The organism is Desulfovibrio ferrophilus, from assembly GCF_003966735.1.
Classification (GTDB): domain Bacteria; phylum Desulfobacterota; class Desulfovibrionia; order Desulfovibrionales; family Desulfovibrionaceae; genus Desulfovibrio_Q; species Desulfovibrio_Q ferrophilus.
In genome coordinates this window covers 1,976,447-1,997,173 of the sequence record NZ_AP017378.1, presented here as the reverse complement: position 1 = coordinate 1,997,173, position 20,727 = coordinate 1,976,447, and the positions used below count along the sequence as shown (strand labels likewise).

The following is a 20,727-nucleotide window of genomic DNA, read 5'->3' as shown; positions in this document are numbered from 1 at the left end:
GGCTACCTCCACCTGATGCGGTAGCGCGAGACGAGCATGCTGACCAAGACGGCCAGCAGCGCGGCGGCGGTGGCCACGTCTGCAATGTAGTTGGAAATATTCAGGGAGCGGCTCATGGAGTCGGCCCCGATGGAGACGATGGCGACAAAAATGGCCGAGATCACGACTCCCAGAGGATGCAGTGCTGCAAGCATGGCGACCACGATGCCCGAATAGCCGAAGCCCGGGGACAGGTCCAGGGTCAGGTAGCCCTTGAGTCCGCACAGTTCGGCCACCCCCGCAAAGCCGGCTAGTCCGCCGGAGATGAGCGCGGTGCGGACAATGGCGGCGTTGACCGGGATGCCAGCAAAGCGGCTGGCCTGCTGGTTATGCCCCACAGCGCGGATTTCGAATCCCCAGGTGGTGAAGCGCATCAAGGCCCAGGCTCCCACGGCGCAGGCCAAGGCGATGACAAATCCCCAGTGCAGGCGTGTCTTGGCGACCATCTGCCCCAACTCTGCGGAGTCGACGACAGGCGCGGCCTGGGGCCAGCCCATGGCCATGGGGTCTTTCCAGGGCCCAAAGACCAGCCAGTTCACGAACAGCAGTACGATGAAATTCAGAAGCAGGGTCGTGACCACCTCGTCCACGGACAGTTTGGTCTTGAGCAGAGTCGGGCCGAGTAGCAGCAGTCCACCAGCCAGAGCTCCGGCCAGGAACAGAACAGGGACCATCAGCCAGACCGGGAGGTCGAGCATCCCGGTGCCCAGCCAGGTGGCGATGCAGGCCCCGGCGTACAGCTGTCCTTCACCGCCGATGTTCCAGAGCTTGGCCCGGAAGGCAATGGCCGCTGCCAGCCCGGTGAAGATCAAGGGGGTTGCGCGGGTCAGGGTTTCGGTCAGAGCAAAGGTGGAGCCCAATGAACCTTTGAGCAGCAAGCCCCAGGCTTCCATGGGAGAGGCCCCGGACCAGATGATGAGCAGGGAACAGAAACCCATGGCCACGGCAATGGCTAGGATCGGTCCCAATGCCTTGAGTGCCAGGGAGACGTTTTCGCGTGGTTCAAGCCTCATTGCAGGGTCTCCCCGGTCGTGGCTGACGCGGAATGTATGGTGTCGGAGGTGTGTGGGGCGGCACGATGTCCGCTCATGGCCAGGCCGAGTTGTGCGGCGTCCACTTCACCGGGGCGTACCGGAGTTGAGAGACGTCCACAATGCATGACCTGGATGCGATCCGTGACCTGGAACAGCTCGTCCAGATCCTCGGAGATGAGCAGCACTCCGGCGCCACGTTCTGCGGCTTCCATCAGGCAGCGGTGCACGAAGGCTGCAGCGCCCACGTCCAGCCCCCAGGTGGGTTGGCTGGCCAGGATGACCGATGGTTTGCCTGACAGCACACGGGCCAGGATGAGCTTCTGCATATTGCCGCCCGAAAGCTTGCGCGTGGCCGCTCCCGGTCCGGGACAACGCACATCAAAGCGCTCTATGAGTTCCTTGGCCCGGCGGCGCAGACTCTTGAAATTCAGGAATCCAAAGCGTGAAAATTCCTTGTTGCGATAGACCTCGCTCCCCAGATTTTCCTGTACGGTCATGTCGCCGATCAGTCCGGTTCCTGTGCGGTCCTCGGGTATGCGTCCCACGCCCATGGCAACCATCCCGGCGGGGGTGGGGCGGGCAATGGTCTTGCCATTTACGGCGATGCTCCCGGAATCAGGGGGGGTCAGTCCGGAAATCAGGTCTGCCAATTGGGCCTGCCCATTGCCGGATACGCCAGCGATGCCCAGGATTTCTCCGGCATGCAGTGAAAGGTTCAAGTTATCCAACAGCGCCCGGCCTTCGGGACTTTGGACCGTCACACCATCAATACGCAGGAGTTCTTTACCTGTTAGGCTTGGAACGCGTTCGGTTTTGGGAACTTCGCCACCCACCATGGCCCGAGCCAGGGTTTCGGCGTCGGTCTCGGCGGTGGGGGTGGTCAGCACCACTTTGCCATGGCGCAGGACCACGCAGCGGTCACTGGCAGCCATGACCTCACGCAATTTATGGGTGATGAAGATGACGGACAGGCCCTTGTCCACCAGCAGGCGCAGGGTCTCGAAAAGTTTGTCGCTCTCCTGGGGGGTGAGCACGGCGGTGGGTTCGTCCAGAATCAGTACGCTGGTGTCCCGGAACAAGGCCTTCAGGATTTCCACGCGCTGGCGCTGGCCCACGGACAGGTCGCGGACCAGGGCATCGGGGGTGACGGTGAGCCCGAATTGTTCCATCAGTTCGGCCAATCGTTTGCGTGCTGCGCCGGTTTCCAGGCTCAGGCTCAGCGTCGGTTCGGTGCCCAGGATGATGTTTTCAAGCACAGACATGTTTTCGCCCAGAGTGAAGTGCTGGTGCACCATGCCCACTCCGGCATGCAAGGCTTCACGAGGTGATCCCTGCGGGATAACGTTGCCGTGGATTTCCACTCGGCCGTCGTCGGGCACGTAATGCCCGAACAGGACGTTCATCAATGTGGTCTTGCCGGCGCCGTTTTCGCCCAACAGGGCCAGCATCTCGCCCTTTCCCAATTCCAGGGAGATGGCGTCGTTGGCGACAAGCGACCCGAAGCGTTTGGTGATGTTGCTCAATCGCAAGGCAGGCTTTGGTGTATACATCCAGGTTCCTTAACGTGAAAAGGGCCGCCCCGGAAAGAGGCGGCCCTTGGGATTTCAGTGCCTAGAAGGTGGACTTGGGTTCGTTGTCGTTGATCTCGACGGTGAAGGAACCGGCCTTGATGGCGGCAGCGGTCTTGGCAACTTCGGCCTTTACTTCAGCGGGGATTTTGGCGTCGAACTCGTAGTAGGGGGACAGGGAAGATCCACCCTTGGCCATCATGGTCCACTCCTTGTAGTCCTCGGCAGCAAAGGTGCCAGCTTCGACACGCTCGATGGCGTGGCCGATGGCGGAATCCATGCTCCACAGAGCGGAGGTCACGACCACGTTGGTGCCGTTCTCTTCCTTGTTCATGTCGTTGACATTACCGAAGGCGATGATGCCCTTTTCGCGGGCAGAATCGACCACACCGGCACGCTCGGCGTACAGCACGTCCACACCGGACTCGACCTGGGCGTAGGCAAATTCCTTGGCCTTCGGCGGATCATACCAGGAACCGATGAAGGAAACCTTGAATTGTACGGCCGGGTTCGTGGCCTTGGCTCCAGCCATGAACGCATTGAACAGACGGTTGACTTCGCCGATGGGGTAGCCGCCGACCATGCCGATCTTGTTGGACTTGGTCATCTTGCCCGCGATCATGCCCATCAGATAGCAGGGCTCGTGGATGTAGTTGTCGAACACGGACATGTTCTTGCCGTGAGGGCCGAAGGAATCACCCATCAGGTAAGCCACTTCGGGATAGTCATCGGCAACCTTGCGCACATCACGGGAGATGCCGAAGGCCTCGCCCACGATCAGGTTCACGCCAGCTTCTGAGTATTCGCGCAGCACGCGGATGTAATCGGTATTGGAAACTTTTTCGGAGTACACGTACTCGATGGCGCCCTGCTCGGCGTATTTGACCAGTGCCTTGTGCAGGCAGGCATCCCATTTCTGCTGAATGGGCTGGGTGTAGATGCCAGCGACTTTGAGCTTCTTGGCGAAGGCCGTGCCGGGCAGAAGCAGCGCCGTGGCTACGGCAACAAGACACAGGAAACGGATCAGACGGGACTTGATCATCACACCCCTCCACATGGGCTGACAAATTGATGGGATGGTGGCCTTTCGGTCTCCCCACTGACCACCATTATATACAGCAATGCAATGTAAACTGAGGCATCAATACAGCAACTGTCGTGCCAGGGAAAGTGTCAGCTTATCATCAATATATTAGGGGTGTTGCCGGTGTGGACTTTTTGGTCTTGCTGACAAAAAGGTCAATTGTCTTGCTCAGGTCGGGTTGGAATTTTCAATATTGTAAAAGGGAGAATCCCGTGCGTCGGGAGATCGCACGGGATTCTTGGTCAGGAGTGTGATGGGAAGCAGGGGAGAATTGTTACAATGACGAACCGATCTGATACACCGCCACGGAGAGCCCATAGGCCAGGACTGTGTTGAAGACCATGGAGAAGCCTGCCCATTTCCAGGAGCTTTCCTTGGCCATGGCGACCACGGCCACAAAGCAGGGCGCATAGAGCAGGGTGAAGATGATCAGCGCGATGGCGCTCCAGGATGAGAACCCAGGATCGGCGGCCAGCCTTGAGGACAGGCCTTCGGATTCCTCGGGATCAACCTCGCCCAGAGAATAGGATGTGCCCAAGGTGGAGACGATGACTTCCTTGGCGGCGAAACCACCCACCAGCGCAATGTTGGTGCGCCAGTCAAAGCCTGCGTACTTGGTAATGCCTTCCAGAGTGGTGCCCAGGCGTCCTGCCAGCGAGTTCTTGAGCGCTGCCTCGGCCTCGGCGTTGTCCACGTCGGACAAGTGGTCATTAAAGGTTGCCAGTGCTCCCTCGGAGGCACCGTTTTGCTGAGCCAGGTTCATTTCCGTGTGAACGGCCTGACGTTGCGTTTCGAACTGCTCGGCCTGCTGATCGGGAAGTCCCGGGAAGGTCATGGCAGCCCAGAGCAGAATGGAGATGGCCAGAATCACGGTACCGGCCTTTTTTACATACTGCCAGCCGCGTTCCCAGGTGTGGATCAGCACGCCACGCAGGGTGGGGATGCGGTACGGCGGCAGCTCCATCAGGAAGGGGGTTGCCTCGCCCTTGATGCAAGTCATGCGCAGGCCCTTGGCCACGAGCAGGGCCACGGCCCAGGCACCGAGGGTAATCATGAACAGGGCGTTCCCTCCGCTTTCGGGGAAGAAGGCGGCAATGAGCAGGATGAAGACAGGTACCTTGGCACCGCAGGCCATGAATGGAGCGGTCAGGATGGTCGCCAGCTTCTCGCGCGGGCTGCGCAGGGTGCGTGCGGCCATGACACCGGGCACGGCGCAGCCACCCGGAATACCGCCAGAGATGATGAACGGCATGACCGAACTGCCGTGCAGCCCGAAGATCTTGAAGACCTTGTCCAGCATGTAGGCCATACGGGCCATGTAGCCCAGGTCCTCCAGAAAGGAGAGGCAGAAGAACATGACCAGAATGAGAGGTAAAAAGCCCAGTACGCCGCCCACGCCGTCGATCATGCCCGAGACCACCAGTGACTGGAACAGCCCTTCGGGAATGGTTGCCTCGGCAACACCGCCCAGCCAGCCGAAGAAGACCTCAAGCCAGCCCATGGGGATTTCACCCACGGCAAAGGTCATCTGGAACATGCCGTAGAGCACGGTGAGCATGATGATGGGGCCGAGAAAGGCGTTGGTCAGCACCTTGTCGACGCGGTCCGAGGTGCGGATACGGTCGGCAGTGACGTCCTTGGCGATGACGCCCTCGCGCATCAGGGTGGCGATGTAGCCGTAGCGCTGGTCTGCGATGACCGATTCTGGGCTGGTGCCCAAGGTCTTTTGCAGGTGGTCGGCCACTCGTGCGGAGATGTCCTCCAGGCTTCTTGCCAGGGTTCCGGTCTTGCGGCCAAGTTCCAGAATTTCTTCGTCGCCTTCCAGGTATTTCAGTGCCACCCAACGAGCGGGGACGCGATCGGTCATGAATCTGTCGGCAGTGATCAGAGGTTCCATCTCATTCAGAGCCGCGTCGATATCCTGCCCGTAGGAAATGGCCAGTGGTTCTACTTTGCCTCGGTTGTTGGCCGCGAATTCCACCGCCGCCTTAAGCATCTCGTCCTTGCCGTCACCGGAACGGGCCACGGTTTCGACTACGGGCACTCCCATCAGTTTGGAGAGCAGCTTGGAGTCGATACTCATTTTACGGCGTTTGACCTCGTCCATCATATTCAGGGCCAGAACAAGAGGCGCGCCGAGCTCCAGAAACTGAACAGCCAGATACAGACTGCGCTCCAGCGTATTGGCGTCCAGGATGTCGATGACTGCGTGGGGCTTTTCATGGATCAGAAAATTGCGGGCCGCCAGTTCTTCCTCGGTATAGGGAGTGAGCGAGTAGGTGCCGGGCAGGTCAACGATGCGCAGGTCGCGGTCCATGGCTTTGAGGCTGCCTTCCTTTTTGGTGACGGTCACGCCGGGGTAGTTGCCCACGTGTTGGCGAGCGCCGGTCAGGGCATTGAACATGGTTGTTTTGCCGGAGTTGGGGTTGCCGGCAAGGGCGATGGTGAGTTTGTCAGACATGGGTTAGGCCTCCGCGGTGGTGACAGTGATGTGATCGGCTTCGTTGCTGCGCAGGGTAAGGGTGAAGTCCCTGAGTCGAATGGCCACAGGGTCGCGCAGAGGCGCTTTGCCAATGACCTGAATTTCCGTACCGGGGACCAACCCCATGTCGCGGATTCGACGGCCCAATTCGCCTTGGGCAGTGATGTTGGAGATGGTGGCGCTTGTGTCCACCTTCAGTTGGCGAAGTCCGATTTCGTTGGTCATTGCTGTCCTCCTCGTGTCTTTCCCTGCGGAGCCTGCCCCCAGGACAAGGGTGAGTTTATGAAGTTGAAATTCATTATCATTGCATGTGTATTAAAAAAGCGGGCCTGTTCCAGGGGCACCTCTGCTGGGCCGGATGAAATGGACCGCTAGTTGCTTACAATTGTGCAGGCGGAATAGGGCGTGAATGTTTTTCAACATCGTGCCGGAAACACGCTGATAATGAGAATGGATTTCAATGTCAACTCAAAAGTGAATGAAAAAGAATTTTGCCCAAGCGTTTGGATCGCGGAGAGGGGGGATGGGCATGGAGCGAAAAAATAGTTATTTGACAATGATTGTCATTTTCAATATCCCGTCTCAGACAAAGCCAGAAGCTGAATGAACCAGAATGATTGTTTTGATATGTGCTATTTCAAAAAGCGTGAATGCGTGTTTCGGGGGAAAGAGTGAAGGTTGATACCAAGTTGTTTTTGATTTTGTTTTCGCTGGTAACGGCACCATTGGCTACGGCCCTTGTGTTGATTCATGAGGGATATGGTGAGCTTGGCGAATTGTTTTTGTCTGTGAGCGCTATTGCGTCGTTCTTGATGCTCAAGCCTTTGGCAAGCCTGCTGGCCAATGTGATTTTCATGCGTGACATCAAAGCCATGAACCGGTTTTGTCTGCAGGTGAAACAGGGGAAGTACAACGCCGCCTGGCCTCTGCCTGACGAACAGGAAGATGAGCATGAATTGTTGCAGCTTAAGCGCAACCTGTTTTGGATGGTGCATGCTATCTCGAGCCGTGAGGATTGGTTGCAAAGTCGTCTGAGCGAAACCGCCGAGACTAAGGAACGGTTTGAACGCATGTCATACATGGATGGATTGACCGGTATCTACAACCGGCGTTTTTTTGATGAGCGACTGTTGGAATTGGCAGAACAGGCCATGAACAAAGGCGAAAGTTTTTATCTGATGATGCTCGATTGCGACGGGTTCAAAGCCGTGAACGATGTGTTTGGGCATCAGGCCGGGGATGCACTTTTGGTGCGGTTGGCTGGCATTCTGCAGCGTTTTACCCGCGAGGGTGTGGATTATCCTTTCCGGTACGGGGGGGATGAATTCGGAGTGATCTTTACCTGCGTGGAGCAGGATGCGGTCATGCGAATTTCCGAACGGATTAGGGAGCGGTTTCATGATGTGCGCGTAGGGGACAGCTCGCTGAGCATTGGAGTTGGTCGATTTGAATGGGCCGTAGATGCGGAGGCGGCAGTTGAGGAGCTGAAGCAGCGCGTGGATCTGGCTGTGTATGCCGCCAAGAACGGCGGAAAGGATCGAGTGATTCTGGCCGGGCAGAGACCACCAGAGATGAGAGCGCAATAGCGAGCAGCCCCGGTTGCCTACTGTTATCCTTCTTCCGTCACAAGGGGGGGGAGTAGGCGGAATGCCTTGGTAATGTGATCAAGAACTATGAATGAATCGATAAATCGGGTATGTGATTGGCAGGAGGACACCATTATGAGTATAACTCTGCCCCAATTGCCTTTTGCTAAGGATGCCTTGGCGCCACACATCAGTGCAAACACGTTGGATTTTCATCATGGAAAACATCACAATCTTTATGTCACCAACGTCAACAACATGATTGAAGGCACCGATCTGGCGGGAGCGTCCCTTGAGGACATCGTTAAGAAAACAGCTGGCGATGCCTCCAAGGCTGGGCTGTTCAACAATGCAGCTCAGGTCTGGAACCACACCTTTTTCTGGAACTCCATGAAACCAGGGGGGGGCGGCGCTCCCACCGGGGCCATCGCTTCGCGTATCGAGACCGATTTCGGTGGCTACGACAAGTTTGCCGAAGCCTTCAAGACCGCTGGAATGACCCAGTTCGGCAGTGGCTGGGCCTGGTTGGTGGAGAAGGGTGGGAAGCTGGAAATCATGAAAACTCCCAATGCGGAACTCCCCCTGGCGCTAGGCATCAAGCCGCTGTTAACCTGCGACGTCTGGGAACACGCCTACTACCTGGATTACCAGAACCGCCGTGCGGACTTTTTGGCAGCCTTCCTGGCGCACCTTGTGAACTGGGATTTTGCCAACGCGAATCTGTAAAAATTTGATTTCGATCAACAATGAAACAAGGGGCTTGTGGTGAATCACCACAAGCCCCTTGTTTGTTGGGGCGCAGAGAGTCGAATCTCGGCATTCTGTTCCAAAGGACTGGAGTCTAGGCGATGAGGACAGTTGTGTTTGATTTGGCGGATAATGGTCTCCCGAAGATTTGTGGATGAATTTTTATTGATCGCGAAACAATGCAGTAGGTTTGTGTCTATCTTATGTGTGTTTTTCATAGGGATATCGAGGATGATTCAGGATAGTCGAGAATATGTAAGCTTTTTGTGACTTCGCAAGGGTTATCCCGGTAGTCTGTCTGTGTCTGTGTAAAATTGATGGTAATATGTATTGAATTTGTATCTGAATCAAAAATCAATTTATTACATGACTGTGGTTTTATGATTGGTGTTATGATTTGTTGTGTATTCTAGTGTTCTAATAATGAATTTGTTGTAGTTGTTTGCTATGAAATTGATTGTAGTGCTTGTTGTATATTTTAGATTTTATCTTTGTTTTCATTTTTTTCGATTATTTGACATTTTAATATTTGAATAATAGAAGCTTTATGTCTTGAGGTACAAGTTTGAATTCGGTTTTGTGGTGGGGGGCTTGTTATGAAAGGCGGCTGGCAATTGTTTAAAATACTTGTAGTCGTTTTTGCGCTGGTTGCCGTGGCTGGCGGGGTGCTGGCTGTTGCCGAATCCTCGAATTGCGAGGGGCAGGTTGACGTCTTGAGCATTGCTGCCGTGACCAGGAGCGGACATTTTTCGCACCCGAGCTATAAGCTGGAGGGCAGTCTGGATATCCGTGATTGCCCTTCCCTGACCGGCTGTGCGCCTTGCGGTGACGAACAGTCGCTGCGAGCCCTGAAGATTTGGGCCCGAAAGACCTTTGATACAGGGGACCGGCCCATCGTCCTGAAGTTCCGTTAATCATTTTCCCAGGAGTATGTATGTGTTGTTGGCGGAAGATTCCGTTGTTCTTTGTTGTGCTCGTCCTTTCGACGATGTTTGTTGCCGGGTGTAACGAAACCAAGAAGGATTCCCTGTCCCGCGTGAAGGAAGCGGGTGAAATCAGCTTTGCCATGAGCGGAGGCTATCCTCCGTTTAATTTCTATAACGACAAAAACGAACTTGTCGGGTTTGACGTCGATGTTGCCCGCGAAGTGGCCAAGCGTCTGGGTGCGGAACTGAAGCCCGTGACCACCGAGTGGAGTGGCATCATCGAGGGGCTGCGAGCCGGGGTCTACGATGGCATTCTCGGGAGCATGGCCGTGACTGAGGATCGATTGAAGGTCGTTAATTTCTCTACTCCCTATTATTATTCCGGCGCCCAAATCATGGTGAAGACAGGTTCTTCTTTTGCTGCTCCCAAGGAGTTGGCAGGCAAGACTCTTGGCGTGGTCACTGGCACTACGTTCGCTGACGACGCCGCTAAGCTAGGTGCCGGCGATGTGAGGCTTTACAAGGACGACACTCAGACCTTGATGGAGCTGAATAGTGGAGTTGTGGACGGGGTCATTACCGATCGCATTGTGGGCGTCAATGCAATGAATTCCGGGAAGTTTGATATTGAGATGCTCGGTTTTCCGCTCAGGAGTGAGGATATTGCCGTTGCCTTCAAGAAGGGGGACGACACTCTGTTGAACGAGGTCAATACCGCGCTTGTTGCGATGCATGCCGACGGGACCCTGGCGCAATTGAGTCAGAAGTGGCTCAAGGCGGACATCACCACCAGATAGGCTTGGCCTGAACAAAGTTTGGAGTGCGGCCTTGCGCCGCACTCTGTTAATTTTCTGAAAACTACCGGACGATGAATGTATTTCGATATTGCTGTTCTTCCGAAGTACCTGCCTTATTTCCTTCCTGCGGCCTGGATGACGCTCAAGGTCTCAGCGTTGGGAATCCTTTTGGGATTGGGGCTCGGACTCGGGACCGCTTTTATGCGTATCTCGGACAAGGCTTTGTTCAATCTTCCTGCACGCGCCTATATCTATTTTATTCGAGGCACCCCGTTGCTGCTGCAATTGCTGTTTATCTATTTCGGCCTTCGAAGTCTGGCGGGGCTGGAAGCGCTGAGTTCAGCCGTACTTGCTTTGGGTATTCACAATGGGGCCTACATCGCCGAGATCTTTCGTGGGGCCATCGTTTCCATCGCTGGCGGTCAGATGGAGGCAGCCCGGAGCCTCGGCATGACCTATTCACGGGCCATGATTCGCATCATCCTGCCGCAAGCCTTCAAGCGGGCGATTCCTGCCTTGGGCAACCAGTTCATCATCGCGCTCAAGGATTCCTCGTTGGCGAGCACCATCACTATCAATGAATTGCTGCTCAAGTCGCAGCAACTCGCCTCGTCGAACTTTCTGATGATGGAGATGCTGACTCTCGCGGCGCTTTTTTACCTTTTCTATACCGCCATCTTCAGCTGGTTCTTCCATCGCCTGGAAGCCCGCCTGGATGTGAGTAACGCCTAGGAGATTATGTGCAAGATCAGCCAGTTATCGAAATAGCGGAATTGAACAAGTGGTTTGGTGACAATCATGTGCTCAAGGGGATCGACTTGAGCGTCATGCCCTCCGACGTGGTGGTTGTTGTCGGCGCCAGTGGCTCTGGAAAGAGTACCTTGCTGCGCTGCGTGAACTATCTGGAAACCTACGATGAAGGTCAGATCAAAGTCTCCGGGAAGCTCGTCCATGGAGGTGAGCGTTTCATCAATGCCTTGCGCGCGAGGGTGGGGATGGTCTTTCAGCATTTCAATCTCTTTCCCCACATGACGGTTATGGGCAACGTGATTGAAGGCCCTACTCAGGTGCTGAAGATGCCGAAGAAACAGGCTCGCGAGGTCGGGCGATATTATTTGGATAAGGTTGGTTTGGGAGACAAGGAAGACGCCTATCCTGAAACCTTGTCGGGCGGACAGAAGCAGCGGGTCGCTATCGCACGTGCTTTGGCCATGGAGCCCGAGGTCATGTTGTTCGATGAACCCACCTCGGCTTTGGATCCTGAATTGGTTGGTGAGGTGTTGGCCGTGATGAAGCGGCTTGCCGAGGATGGCATGACCATGATGGTCGTGACCCATGAGATGGGGTTTGCCCGTGAAGTGGCTGATTCTGTCGCCTTCATGGATGACGGAGTAATTCTGGAGCAAGACTGCCCCACCAGGCTGTTCGATGCTCCTCAGGAGGCCCGCACGCAGGAGTTTTTGGGCCAGATATTGTAACCAGGGAGTTTTTTTGAAGATATTCACGCAGCATCAGCAGGAGATGGCAGAAACGCTACGTCCCTCGGCTTCCCGATCGGACTGGACAGATTGGAAGTGGCATATGCGCAATTCCATCAAGTCGGTCGATGATTTCGAGAGGATTCTGGGGGTCGATTTTCCGGAGAAGAAGAAAAAGATATTTGAGCGGACACTCAGGAAGTTCCCCATGTCCGTGACACCATATTATCTGTCACTCATTGATGTGGATGACTTTGAGAACGATCCGGTCTTCATGCAGTCCTTCCCCAGTATCGAAGAGTTGAAGATTGGTCGTTATGACATGACCGACCCCCTGCACGAAGACAAGGATAGTCCGGTGCCGGGCGTTACCCACCGCTATCCAGACCGTGTCCTTTTTCATGTGAGCAATACTTGCGCCATGTACTGCCGTCACTGCACGCGCAAGCGCAAGGTTGGCGACAATGACTGCATTCCCACGCGCGAGGTTATTGAGCAGGGCATTGAGTATATTCGCAACACCCCGCAAGTTCGCGACGTGCTTCTTTCCGGGGGGGATCCGTTCCTGCTGTCTGATGACCGGTTGGATTGGATTCTGACCGAGGTCGGCAAGATTGATCATGTCGAAGTGGTGCGTATCGGCACCAGGACGCCGGTCGTGTTGCCCTATCGCATCACGGAAGATCTAGTGGAAATGCTGAAGAAGCATCACCCCTTGTGGATCAATACCCATTTCAACCACCCTCGGGAATTGACGGCATCCTCTCGCAGGGCGCTCATGCGCCTTGCGGATGCAGGCATCCCTTTAGGCAATCAGAGCGTACTGCTGGCGGGAGTCAATGACTGCCAGCGACTGATCAAGACATTGAATCAGAAGTTGGTGAAGAATCGAGTCAGGCCCTATTATCTGTATCAGTGCGATATGTCCGAAGGGCTTTCTCATTTCCGAACTCCCATCGGCAAGGGGATCGAGATACTGGAGAGCCTGCGCGGACATACCAGTGGTTTTTCCGTGCCCACCTATGTGGTGGATGCTCCGGGGGGAGGTGGCAAGATTCCCGTAATGCCCAACTACATTGTTTCATGGGGGCCCAACAAAGTCGTGCTGCGCAATTTCGAGGGAGTCATTACCACCTATAATGAGCCAAAAACTTATGACTCAAAATACTGCGATCGCGAATGCTCCAAGTGTAATCTTCAACTCAAGGAAGATGATGCCGAGGAGAATGCGGTGGGTATCGAGAAACTGCTTTCGGACTGGGACGATACCACCAGCCTTACACCCAGAGGCAACGAACGGGTGGGGCGGAGGGATGATGCAGCCTGATCAGGTCACACGCCTTGGCAATTCAACCATCCAGCATGGTCCCGCTAGTGATCGCGTGTACCTGATGAAACTGGATGAGGGCGATATGCCCGGCATCGTGGATGATCTGATCAATCTTGGACGGTCTCGCGGTTATTCCAAGCTGTTTGTCAGGGTTTCAGCCCGAGAGTCTTCGTTGTTCAAAGCCAGGGGTTTTGTGCCAGAGGCACGAGTGGCAGGAATGCGAAAAGGATGCGAGACCGGCTATTTCATGAGCCGATATTTGGATGCTGGGCGGGAGCGTTCGCGCAACGCGCCGCTGGTCTCCAGGGTGCTGGATTTGGCTCACAGTAAAGCGCCTGAAAAGATTCTCGAGGTTGGCGATCTCCGCGGGCTCGAATCGCTAGGGCCGGACAACACGGAAGAGCTAGCCGCGCTTTACAAGAACGTGTTCGAGACGTACCCGTTTCCTATCATGCAGACGGACTACCTGCGTGAGATTATGGCCTCGAATGTTTTGTTCTATGGTGTTCGTTTGGGCCGGAAGCTGATTGCAGCTGCCTCGGCAGAGATTGATACCGATTGGCGCTGCGCCGAGATGACTGATTTTGCCACGCTTCGGGAGTGTCGGGGGCAGGGGCTGGCCGGAAAGTTGCTGGCATACATGGAGCGACAGGTTCGGGCGCGGGGTATCCGCACAGCATACACGATTGCCCGAGCCGAAAGCCCGGGGATGAATATCGTGTTTTCAAGTGCCTGTTATCAATTTGGTGGCACCTTGAAGAACAATACGCAAATCGGGGGCAAACTGGAGAGCATGAATGTCTGGTACAAGCAGATCATTTCTAGGTAAGGGACCGAGTTTCAGGGTGGATTTCACCTTCTCCATCTGGTGGAACCTGTTGCTCATTTCAACGGGTTCCCTTTTTCTGGCCATCGCCTTCAAGAGCCTCGCCGTCCCTCATGAACTGGTCACCGGGGGATTGTTCGGGCTGGCCTCGCTTGTATATTATGTGACGGATGTATTCTCGCCCGGTTGGCTGTACCTGTTGCTGAATGTCCCTTTGTTTGTCTTTGCCTGGGTCAAGGTCAGTCGGCGTTTTTTCTATTACAGCGCCTTCGCCATGGTCGCTACCACGGTGTTCTATGAGGTTCTGACGATCCCCATGCCCGTGAAGAATCAGCTGTATGCCAGCGTGGCAGGTGGAGCGTTGGCTGGCTTTGGTGCGGGCATCGTGCTCCGATCACTGGGCTCCAATGGCGGACTTGATGTGATCGGGGTCTATCTTTTTCAGCGGTACAACATTGGAATCGGCAAGGTGTATCTGGTCTTCAACGGGGTGCTGTATGCGGCGAGTTTGGCCTATTTCTCGCTGGATCTGGTCATTGCATCGTTGATCATGGTGTTCATCACAGCTGTGGTTATGGAAAATACGCTTTCCCTGTTCAACCAACGGAAGGTTGTGTTCATCATTTCCAATGCCGCTGATGAAATAAGTCATGACGTCTTGCATTCCCTGAAGCAGAGCGCGACATTCCTCAAGGGATTTGGGGCCTTTTCGCGTCAGGAAAAGAATGTGCTGATGACAGTGGTCAATAATCTGCAGCTGAAGAAGCTGGAGGAGATTACCTTCGGGCACGACGAAAAGGCTTTGTTCATCGTGGAAAATACCTTTTCGGTATTGGGGGCAAGCTTCTCCAGACGAAAGATCTATTAGCAGTGGTATGAAGAGACTTGCTCATGTGGTAGAATGTTTTTCCTCTAGGCCAATGCCAGCCGTATTGCTATTTTGAAAGTGCTACAATCCTTTTGATAAGCGTGTGCAGAACGCAAAATGAAAAAGCGGTTTCAGGTGATTACCTGAAACCGCTGATTTTTCATGGTCGGGGCGGAGAGATTTGAACTCCCGGCATCCTGCTCCCAAAGCAGGCGCGCTACCAGACTGCGCCACGCCCCGATTGAAGGAATGGTTACTTACGCCAAACCCTATGGGCTTGTCCATCAACATCTTACAATAGATTCGAATTGCCGGGGTCGGAGATCAGCGGGCTTGCTGCGAGCAAACGAACCTGTCGCCTTCTGCTGAGGAGGCAGATGTTCTTATAGATCAACCCCGGCGATAATCTGCCCACACTTGGCGCAGGCTCCATCTTTCAGATCGCTACCTGTGATGGTGAAGCCTCGGCGGCTGACGACCACAGTCCCGCAGCCGGGGCAACGCGTGGATTCGGCATCATGTCCTGGAACGTTGCCGGTATACACATACTGAAGCCCGGCGGCCTCGCCGATGGCCCAGGCCCGCTCCAGCGTTGCCACCGAGGTGGGGCCGACATCCTGTTTCTCGAAGTCCGGGTGAAAGCGCGAGACATGCCACGGTACATCGATGCCCAACTCCTCTGCGATGAATCCGGCGATGTCCGCCAGTTCCTGATCGGAATCGTTCAGGCCCGGGATGACCAGGGTCGTCACCTCCAGCCACCAGCCCAACTCGCGGATGCGTTTCAGGTTCTCCAGCACTGGCGCAAGGCGCGCCCCGCACTGGTCCTTGTAGAAGTCCTCGGAAAAACTTTTCAGATCTATGTTGGCTGCGTGGATGATCGGCCCCAGCCGGTCCAGGCATTCCGGGCTCATGAAACCGTTGGAGACCATGATATTCTTCAGGCCCTTATCCACAGCCAGGGTGGCGGTGGGTTCGATCAGTTCGAAGAAGACCGTGGGCTCGGAATAGGTGTAGGAGATGGAGCCGCAATCGTGCTCCAGGGCGCTGGCGACCAGTTGGGCGGGTGAGGCAGCCTGCCCCATGGGCATCTGACCGTTTCGTGGTGGCTGGGAGAGCGAGAAATTCTGGCAAAAGGAGCACGACAGGTTGCAGCCCATGGTGGCGAAGGACAGGGTGCGCGTACCGGGCATGAAATGAAAGAGCGGTTTCTTTTCCACTGGATCCACGCCAAGAGCGGCTACCTTGTCATCCACGAGGGTGAACAATTTGCCGTCGCGATTGGTGCGGACCCCACAGGTCCCGGCTTCGCCCTTGGCCACGATGCAGAAGTGGTTGCACAAGCGGCACTGGACCCGCTGGTCCGTCAAAGTCTTGTACAGCTCGGCTTCGCGCATGGAGATAGCTCCGAAAGAATGAGATGGTTGGTGAAATTGTCTATACCAGAGGCATCAATCCCACGGCACCTGTCTCCGGGAAATGTTGCCGTCATCGTCGCTCGTTGCGACTAGTCGTTGCCGTGGGCCGGATTTTTGATATTGATTTGCGGCTCAACGGTGATGGGTGGCAGCTCATAGTCCTGCTTGGGCTTTGGTTTGGGCTGCACGCTGATTACGTTGTTGCCGCTTTGCGGGTCGCGGCCCAGATACATATTCTCGTGCACCGTGCCAAAAACATTGTCCTTGCGGTCATTGTTGCCTGTGCTGCTGGTGCCGAACCCCTGCGAGGCCGGTTGGTCATCCGCAGCCAGAACAGGTATGGATAACAGGCAGATGGTCAGCAATATGGCTGATACAGGAATCATAGAGAATAGCGTGGATTTTTTCATTATAATTGCTCCCTTGAATTTCGGGGCGTAAATCCCTATAAAGCACACCTCGGCGCAAAGCCGTTTAGTCTTTCTTTTGCAAGGAGCATACCCCATGACTGACAGGGCCAAAGCCTATACCGAAGCCGGAGTGGATATTCACGCCGGAAATGCATTCGTCTCTCGCATCAAGGATATGGTGGCCTCCACCTTTACCGGCGGGGTCATCACCGACATCGGCGGCTTTGGCGGGCTGTTCAAGCTGGATACCAGCTCCATGGAAGAGCCCGTCCTCGTGGCTGGAACAGATGGTGTGGGCACCAAGCTGAATCTCGCCTTCGAGTATGACGTCCACGATACCATCGGTATCGATCTTGTGGCCATGAGTGTCAACGATATTCTGGTTCAGGGTGCGAAGCCGCTGTTCTTCCTGGACTATTTCGCCACAGGTAAGCTGGAAGGCGACCGAGCCACCCAGGTGCTCGCGGGGATCGTGGAAGGCTGCAAGCAGGGCGAATGTGCGCTGCTGGGTGGTGAAACCGCCGAGATGCCGGACTTCTACAAGCCCGGTGAATACGACGTATCCGGCTTCTGCGTGGGGGTTGTCGACAACGCCAATATCGTGGACGGATCAGCTATCCGTGCTGGCGACGCCATCGTCGGCCTGGCCTCCTCGGGTGTGCATTCCAATGGCTACTCCCTGGTCCGCAAGTTGGCCAAGGAAGCTGGCTTTGGTAAGGACGATGCCTTCCCGGGGACGGACAAGACCGCAGCCGAGGTGCTGCTCGAGCCCACCCGTATCTACGTCAAGACCGTGCGTGCCCTGATGCGCGAGATGGACATCCACGGCATGTGCCATGTGACCGGCGGCGGGTTCTACGACAATATCCCGCGTATCCTGCCCCGTGGTACCAAGGCCGAGATCAATTTTGGTACCTGGGACATCCTGCCCGTGTTCACGTGGCTCATGAACCAGGGCAAGCTGACCTGGCCCGAGATGCTCCAGATTTTCAACTGCGGCATCGGCTACATCGTCGTGGTGCCCCAGGAGCAGGCCGAAGACGTCGTTTCCCGTGTGGAGGGTATGGGTGAAAAGGCCTATGTTATCGGCACGGTCGAGCGCCTGAAGGGTGATGATGCCGAGCAGGTGATCGTGAACTTCGAGGATGCCGCCTGCTAGTTGAGGTTTTATCTCCAGGTTGATTGGAGCCCCTTTACGAGGGTGCTTTGGCAACTGGTAGAGTGATTCAAACAAATCAAACCCCGTTCGGATTTCCGAGCGGGGTTTTTTCATTGATATGGACAGCTAAATCAAATTGTCTGTATAGTGCTTGTCTCACTCTATCGTCCCTGGGGCTGGGAGCGGAGACGTATGGATAGACGGGTATCCCGAACGATTCGTTTGAAATCACTGCTGATTGCCACTTTGGTTGGCATACTGCTCGGCGGTGTTCTGTATTTGGTGGAAAGGCCGTATTATCGATTGCTTGCAACTCAGGAGCGTGATCGGGTTCAGGTGTGGAGTGCTAGGTTGGGTGCGGCGTTGGGTACTTCGGTCAGTAGGCGGTTGGCTCTGCTTGCAGGGCTCAAGGCGCATGTTGTTTCCATCGCAATAAAGGACGGTAACGCAGAGGCCTTGAACTCGTCCTTTGAAGGGTTTGCCACGGGACTGTACCACTCCACTCCAGGTGTCCGCAATTTCATCGTCGCCCCGGCAGGGGTGAATAAGTACGTGTATCCTCTGGAGCGCAATAAAAAGGCTCTGGGACATAATATCATGGCCGACCAGCGGCCCACCGTACGGCGCGATGTGCAACGAACAGTAGAGACCCGTATGCCTGCCCTCAGTGGACCGTATGAATTGCGCCAGGGCGGGTTGGGGCTGGTTGTTCGGGATGCGGTGTACCTTGGGGATGCGCTCTGGGGGTTGGTTTCCATGGTGATCGACATGCCCCCTGTGCTCGAAGAGGCCGGAGTGCTTGAAATTCCAGAAGGCCTGGTGCTGGGCCTGCACGATGTGCGGGGCAAGCTTTTTTATGGCAGCCCGGAAGTTTTTTCGTTGTCTCCCGTTCTGGTCAAGGTGCTGTTGCCCGAGGGTGCCTGGGAGCTTGGTGTGGTGCCCAAGCGGGGCTGGGGAGTAAGTTTTGACTTTGCCATTGCCATCTTCAGGGGGTTGGCTCTTGCCATTGTGCTGTTGGCCGGGACCAGTGCCTACCTACTCTCCAACAGGCAACAACACCTGACCCTGGCCGTGGTGGAGAGGACCGACGAACTCTCAACGCTCAATGCTGATTTGAAGTTGGAGAATACCAGGCGGCGTGAGACCGAAGCCTTGATGAGCAGGCAGCAGGAATATATTCAGGATATTATCGATTCAATGCCGTCCATGATTGTGGGTGTCACTGCGGACGGCGTGATCAAACTCTGGAATTTGCGGGCAGCCGATGAGTTGGGCATCATGGCTCGAGATGCTGTCAACAGCCAATTGAAAGATGTGGCCCCTGGCATTGTCGAATACATGAGTATGGTGGGAAGAGCGTTGGAGACGGGAGAGGTACAGCGCGATTTGCGAAGGCACAGGCTTGATGCCGAAGAAGGACTTATTGAGGATGTTACGGTTTACCCGTTGGGAAGTGAGCGTCATGAGGTCGTGATCCGCATTGATGATGTGACTGAGCGTGTGGGTATCGAGCAGCGGATGATTCAGACCGAGCGGATGGTCTCCCTGGGAGGACTTGCCGCCGGTATGGCTCATGAGATCAACAATCCCTTGGGGGGGTGCTGCAAAGTGTCCAGAATATCCAACGGCGGTTGGACCCCGCATTGAGTGCCAACGCCCAGGCCCTGAAGAACCATAAGCTGGATGCGCAAGCCATGCAGGGGTATTTGAAGGAGCGCAAGATCGACTTCATGCTGGAGGGGATCAAGGTCTCTGGTGAACGGGCTGCCCGGGTGGTGGGCAATATGCTGTCGTTCAGCAATAGGCAGGGTATGGAGCGAACAACCTGCAAACTTGATGAAGTCGCGGATGATGCCCTTGCTCTGGCCTCCACGGACTATGACCTGACCAGATCATATGATTTCAAGACGATTCAAATCATCAGGGATTATCAAAAAGAAATGCCGATGGTGTTATGCGTGCGTTCGGACATCGAACAGGTTGTCTTGAATCTGGTGATGAATGCAGCACAGGCCATTGGATCAACGATCAGGGATGTTGCCGCCCCGCGTATTGTCGTCCGCCTTCGACATGATGATGACCATGCCCTGCTGGAGGTAGAGGACAACGGGCCGGGCATGACCGCATTGAATATGCACCGTGTCTTTGAACCGTTCTTTACGACCAAGGAACCGGGCGAGGGGACTGGTCTGGGGCTTTCGGTGTCCTATTTCATTGTGACCAAGAATCATGGCGGGACCATGTCTGTGCGAAGCAAGCTCGGAGAAGGGACCTGCTTCTCGGTGCAACTGCCAGTGGGCGGTGGGGTGAAGGAGTAAAAACCTTCAGCTTCTTTTGATGTTGCAGCCGCGGCATTTCGTCCGGGGTGGGATGATGGAGTGGTGAAAGAGATTTCCGTTGACCTGAGAAGGTACTGTTCGTTAGGAATTGTTTGATTAAACAACCAAGAGTAGGAGAGGGGCATGGAATACAAGCGTTACGGTTCAAAGATTCTGGTCCGGTTGGATCCCGGTGAAGAAGTTGTTGCCGGTGTGGCTGCTGTCTGTGAGAAGGAAGGCGTCCGCCTCGGTGCCGTATCTGGTATCGGCGCAGTGGACAAGGCAACAGTAGGGTTGTTCAACACAGTGACCAAGGAATACCTGTCTACCACTCTGGAAAAACTCTTCGAAATCACCAGCCTGGTCGGTAATATTTCCGAGATGGACGGAAAGCTCTATCTGCACCTGCACGCCACCCTGGCCGATGTGGAGCACAATGCTTTTGGCGGTCATCTGAACGAGGCCCGTGTCAGTGCCACGGCCGAAATCTGGATCGACGTTGTGGAAGGGGCTGTTGATCGAATGCTTAGCGAGACTGTGGGTCTGAATCTGCTTGAATTTTAGAGATATGATCACTTGGCTCTCAAATGATAGAGAGTCGGGCAGAAATATGAAAAGGCGGTTGTCGGAAATTCCGGCAACCGCCTTTGTCGTGCG

The 20,727-nt window shown here is 55.2% G+C and carries 20 protein-coding genes and 1 tRNA gene; 13 read left to right on the top strand and 8 right to left on the bottom strand.

Annotation, left to right across the window (positions count from 1 at the left end; genetic code table 11):
- Positions 1 to 2: 2 nt before the first annotated feature.
- The 5 genes from EL361_RS09335 to EL361_RS09315 all read right to left on the bottom strand — a co-directional run bounded on the left by EL361_RS09335 (position 3) and on the right by EL361_RS09315 (position 6,432).
- Positions 3 to 1,052: an ABC transporter permease gene (locus tag EL361_RS09335; RefSeq protein WP_126378814.1), complete on the bottom strand. Its 1,050-nt coding sequence runs from the start codon at positions 1,050 to 1,052 to the stop codon at positions 3 to 5.
- Complete coding sequence (locus EL361_RS09330) at positions 1,049 to 2,623, bottom strand: ABC transporter ATP-binding protein (protein WP_126378812.1); 1,575 nt, start codon at positions 2,621 to 2,623, stop codon at positions 1,049 to 1,051. The genes EL361_RS09335 and EL361_RS09330 overlap by 4 nt, the downstream gene beginning before the upstream one ends.
- 61 nt (positions 2,624 to 2,684) lie before the next feature.
- Positions 2,685 to 3,683: a BMP family protein gene (locus tag EL361_RS09325; RefSeq protein WP_126378810.1), complete on the bottom strand. Its 999-nt coding sequence runs from the start codon at positions 3,681 to 3,683 to the stop codon at positions 2,685 to 2,687.
- 316 nt (positions 3,684 to 3,999) lie between these two features.
- A complete protein-coding gene (gene feoB / locus EL361_RS09320) occupies positions 4,000 to 6,186 on the bottom strand; it encodes a ferrous iron transport protein B (RefSeq protein ID WP_126378808.1) in 2,187 nt (728 codons plus the stop codon).
- Positions 6,187 to 6,189: 3 nt separating this feature from the next.
- Positions 6,190 to 6,432, bottom strand: a complete 243-nt coding sequence (locus EL361_RS09315; protein WP_126378807.1) for a FeoA family protein — start codon at positions 6,430 to 6,432, stop codon at positions 6,190 to 6,192.
- A gap of 446 nt (positions 6,433 to 6,878) precedes the next feature.
- On the opposite strand from EL361_RS09315, the gene EL361_RS09310 reads away from it, so the two are divergent.
- The 9 genes from EL361_RS09310 to EL361_RS09270 all read left to right on the top strand — a co-directional run bounded on the left by EL361_RS09310 (position 6,879) and on the right by EL361_RS09270 (position 14,765).
- Positions 6,879 to 7,793 carry a diguanylate cyclase domain-containing protein gene (locus tag EL361_RS09310; protein WP_172961695.1) on the top strand — a complete coding sequence of 305 codons (915 nt, stop codon included), beginning with the start codon at positions 6,879 to 6,881 and terminating at the stop codon, positions 7,791 to 7,793.
- A 135-nt stretch (positions 7,794 to 7,928) separates the two neighbouring features.
- On the top strand, positions 7,929 to 8,519 hold the full coding sequence (locus EL361_RS09305) for a superoxide dismutase (RefSeq protein WP_126378802.1): 591 nt from the start codon (positions 7,929 to 7,931) through the stop codon (positions 8,517 to 8,519).
- A 635-nt stretch (positions 8,520 to 9,154) separates the two neighbouring features.
- The gene (locus EL361_RS09300) at positions 9,155 to 9,454 is read left to right on the top strand and encodes a hypothetical protein (RefSeq protein WP_126378800.1); all 300 of its coding nucleotides are present in this window, start codon (positions 9,155 to 9,157) and stop codon (positions 9,452 to 9,454) included.
- A 20-nt stretch (positions 9,455 to 9,474) separates the two neighbouring features.
- Positions 9,475 to 10,263: an ABC transporter substrate-binding protein gene (locus EL361_RS09295; protein WP_172961694.1), complete on the top strand. Its 789-nt coding sequence runs from the start codon at positions 9,475 to 9,477 to the stop codon at positions 10,261 to 10,263.
- 75 nt (positions 10,264 to 10,338) lie between these two features.
- Positions 10,339 to 10,995: an amino acid ABC transporter permease gene (locus tag EL361_RS09290; protein WP_126378798.1), complete on the top strand. Its 657-nt coding sequence runs from the start codon at positions 10,339 to 10,341 to the stop codon at positions 10,993 to 10,995.
- 8 nt (positions 10,996 to 11,003) lie between these two features.
- Positions 11,004 to 11,741 carry an amino acid ABC transporter ATP-binding protein gene (locus EL361_RS09285; RefSeq protein WP_126378796.1) on the top strand — a complete coding sequence of 246 codons (738 nt, stop codon included), beginning with the start codon at positions 11,004 to 11,006 and terminating at the stop codon, positions 11,739 to 11,741.
- 13 nt (positions 11,742 to 11,754) lie between these two features.
- On the top strand, positions 11,755 to 13,068 hold the full coding sequence (gene kamA / locus EL361_RS09280) for a lysine 2,3-aminomutase (protein ID WP_126378794.1): 1,314 nt from the start codon (positions 11,755 to 11,757) through the stop codon (positions 13,066 to 13,068).
- On the top strand, positions 13,055 to 13,900 hold the full coding sequence (gene ablB, locus EL361_RS09275; protein WP_232034749.1) for a putative beta-lysine N-acetyltransferase: 846 nt from the start codon (positions 13,055 to 13,057) through the stop codon (positions 13,898 to 13,900). The genes kamA and ablB overlap by 14 nt, the downstream gene beginning before the upstream one ends.
- On the top strand, positions 13,869 to 14,765 hold the full coding sequence (locus EL361_RS09270; protein ID WP_126378792.1) for a YitT family protein: 897 nt from the start codon (positions 13,869 to 13,871) through the stop codon (positions 14,763 to 14,765). Before ablB ends, EL361_RS09270 begins: the two co-directional genes overlap by 32 nt.
- Positions 14,766 to 14,928: 163 nt before the next feature.
- Here EL361_RS09270 and EL361_RS09265 read toward each other — a convergent pair.
- The 3 genes from EL361_RS09265 to EL361_RS09255 all read right to left on the bottom strand — a co-directional run bounded on the left by EL361_RS09265 (position 14,929) and on the right by EL361_RS09255 (position 16,593).
- Positions 14,929 to 15,005: transfer RNA gene (locus EL361_RS09265), tRNA-Pro, on the bottom strand.
- Positions 15,006 to 15,148: 143 nt separating this feature from the next.
- The gene (amrS, locus tag EL361_RS09260) at positions 15,149 to 16,162 is read right to left on the bottom strand and encodes an AmmeMemoRadiSam system radical SAM enzyme (RefSeq protein ID WP_126378790.1); all 1,014 of its coding nucleotides are present in this window, start codon (positions 16,160 to 16,162) and stop codon (positions 15,149 to 15,151) included.
- 110 nt (positions 16,163 to 16,272) lie between these two features.
- Positions 16,273 to 16,593, bottom strand: a complete 321-nt coding sequence (locus EL361_RS09255; RefSeq protein WP_126378788.1) for a hypothetical protein — start codon at positions 16,591 to 16,593, stop codon at positions 16,273 to 16,275.
- A 94-nt stretch (positions 16,594 to 16,687) separates the two neighbouring features.
- Between EL361_RS09255 and purM the strand changes: the two genes are divergently transcribed.
- The 4 genes from purM (at position 16,688) to EL361_RS09235 (ending at position 20,634) form a co-directional block, all read left to right on the top strand.
- The gene (gene purM / locus EL361_RS09250; protein WP_126378786.1) at positions 16,688 to 17,752 is read left to right on the top strand and encodes a phosphoribosylformylglycinamidine cyclo-ligase; all 1,065 of its coding nucleotides are present in this window, start codon (positions 16,688 to 16,690) and stop codon (positions 17,750 to 17,752) included.
- A 192-nt stretch (positions 17,753 to 17,944) separates the two neighbouring features.
- The gene (locus tag EL361_RS09245) at positions 17,945 to 19,399 is read left to right on the top strand and encodes a CHASE domain-containing protein (protein ID WP_126378784.1); all 1,455 of its coding nucleotides are present in this window, start codon (positions 17,945 to 17,947) and stop codon (positions 19,397 to 19,399) included.
- Positions 19,396 to 20,070 (top strand): sensor histidine kinase, encoded by a 675-nt coding sequence (locus tag EL361_RS09240; protein WP_126378782.1) that lies wholly within the window; start codon positions 19,396 to 19,398, stop codon positions 20,068 to 20,070. The genes EL361_RS09245 and EL361_RS09240 overlap by 4 nt, the downstream gene beginning before the upstream one ends.
- Before the next feature lie 144 nt (positions 20,071 to 20,214).
- Complete coding sequence (locus tag EL361_RS09235) at positions 20,215 to 20,634, top strand: PPC domain-containing DNA-binding protein (protein WP_126378781.1); 420 nt, start codon at positions 20,215 to 20,217, stop codon at positions 20,632 to 20,634.
- Positions 20,635 to 20,727 lie beyond the last annotated feature (93 nt).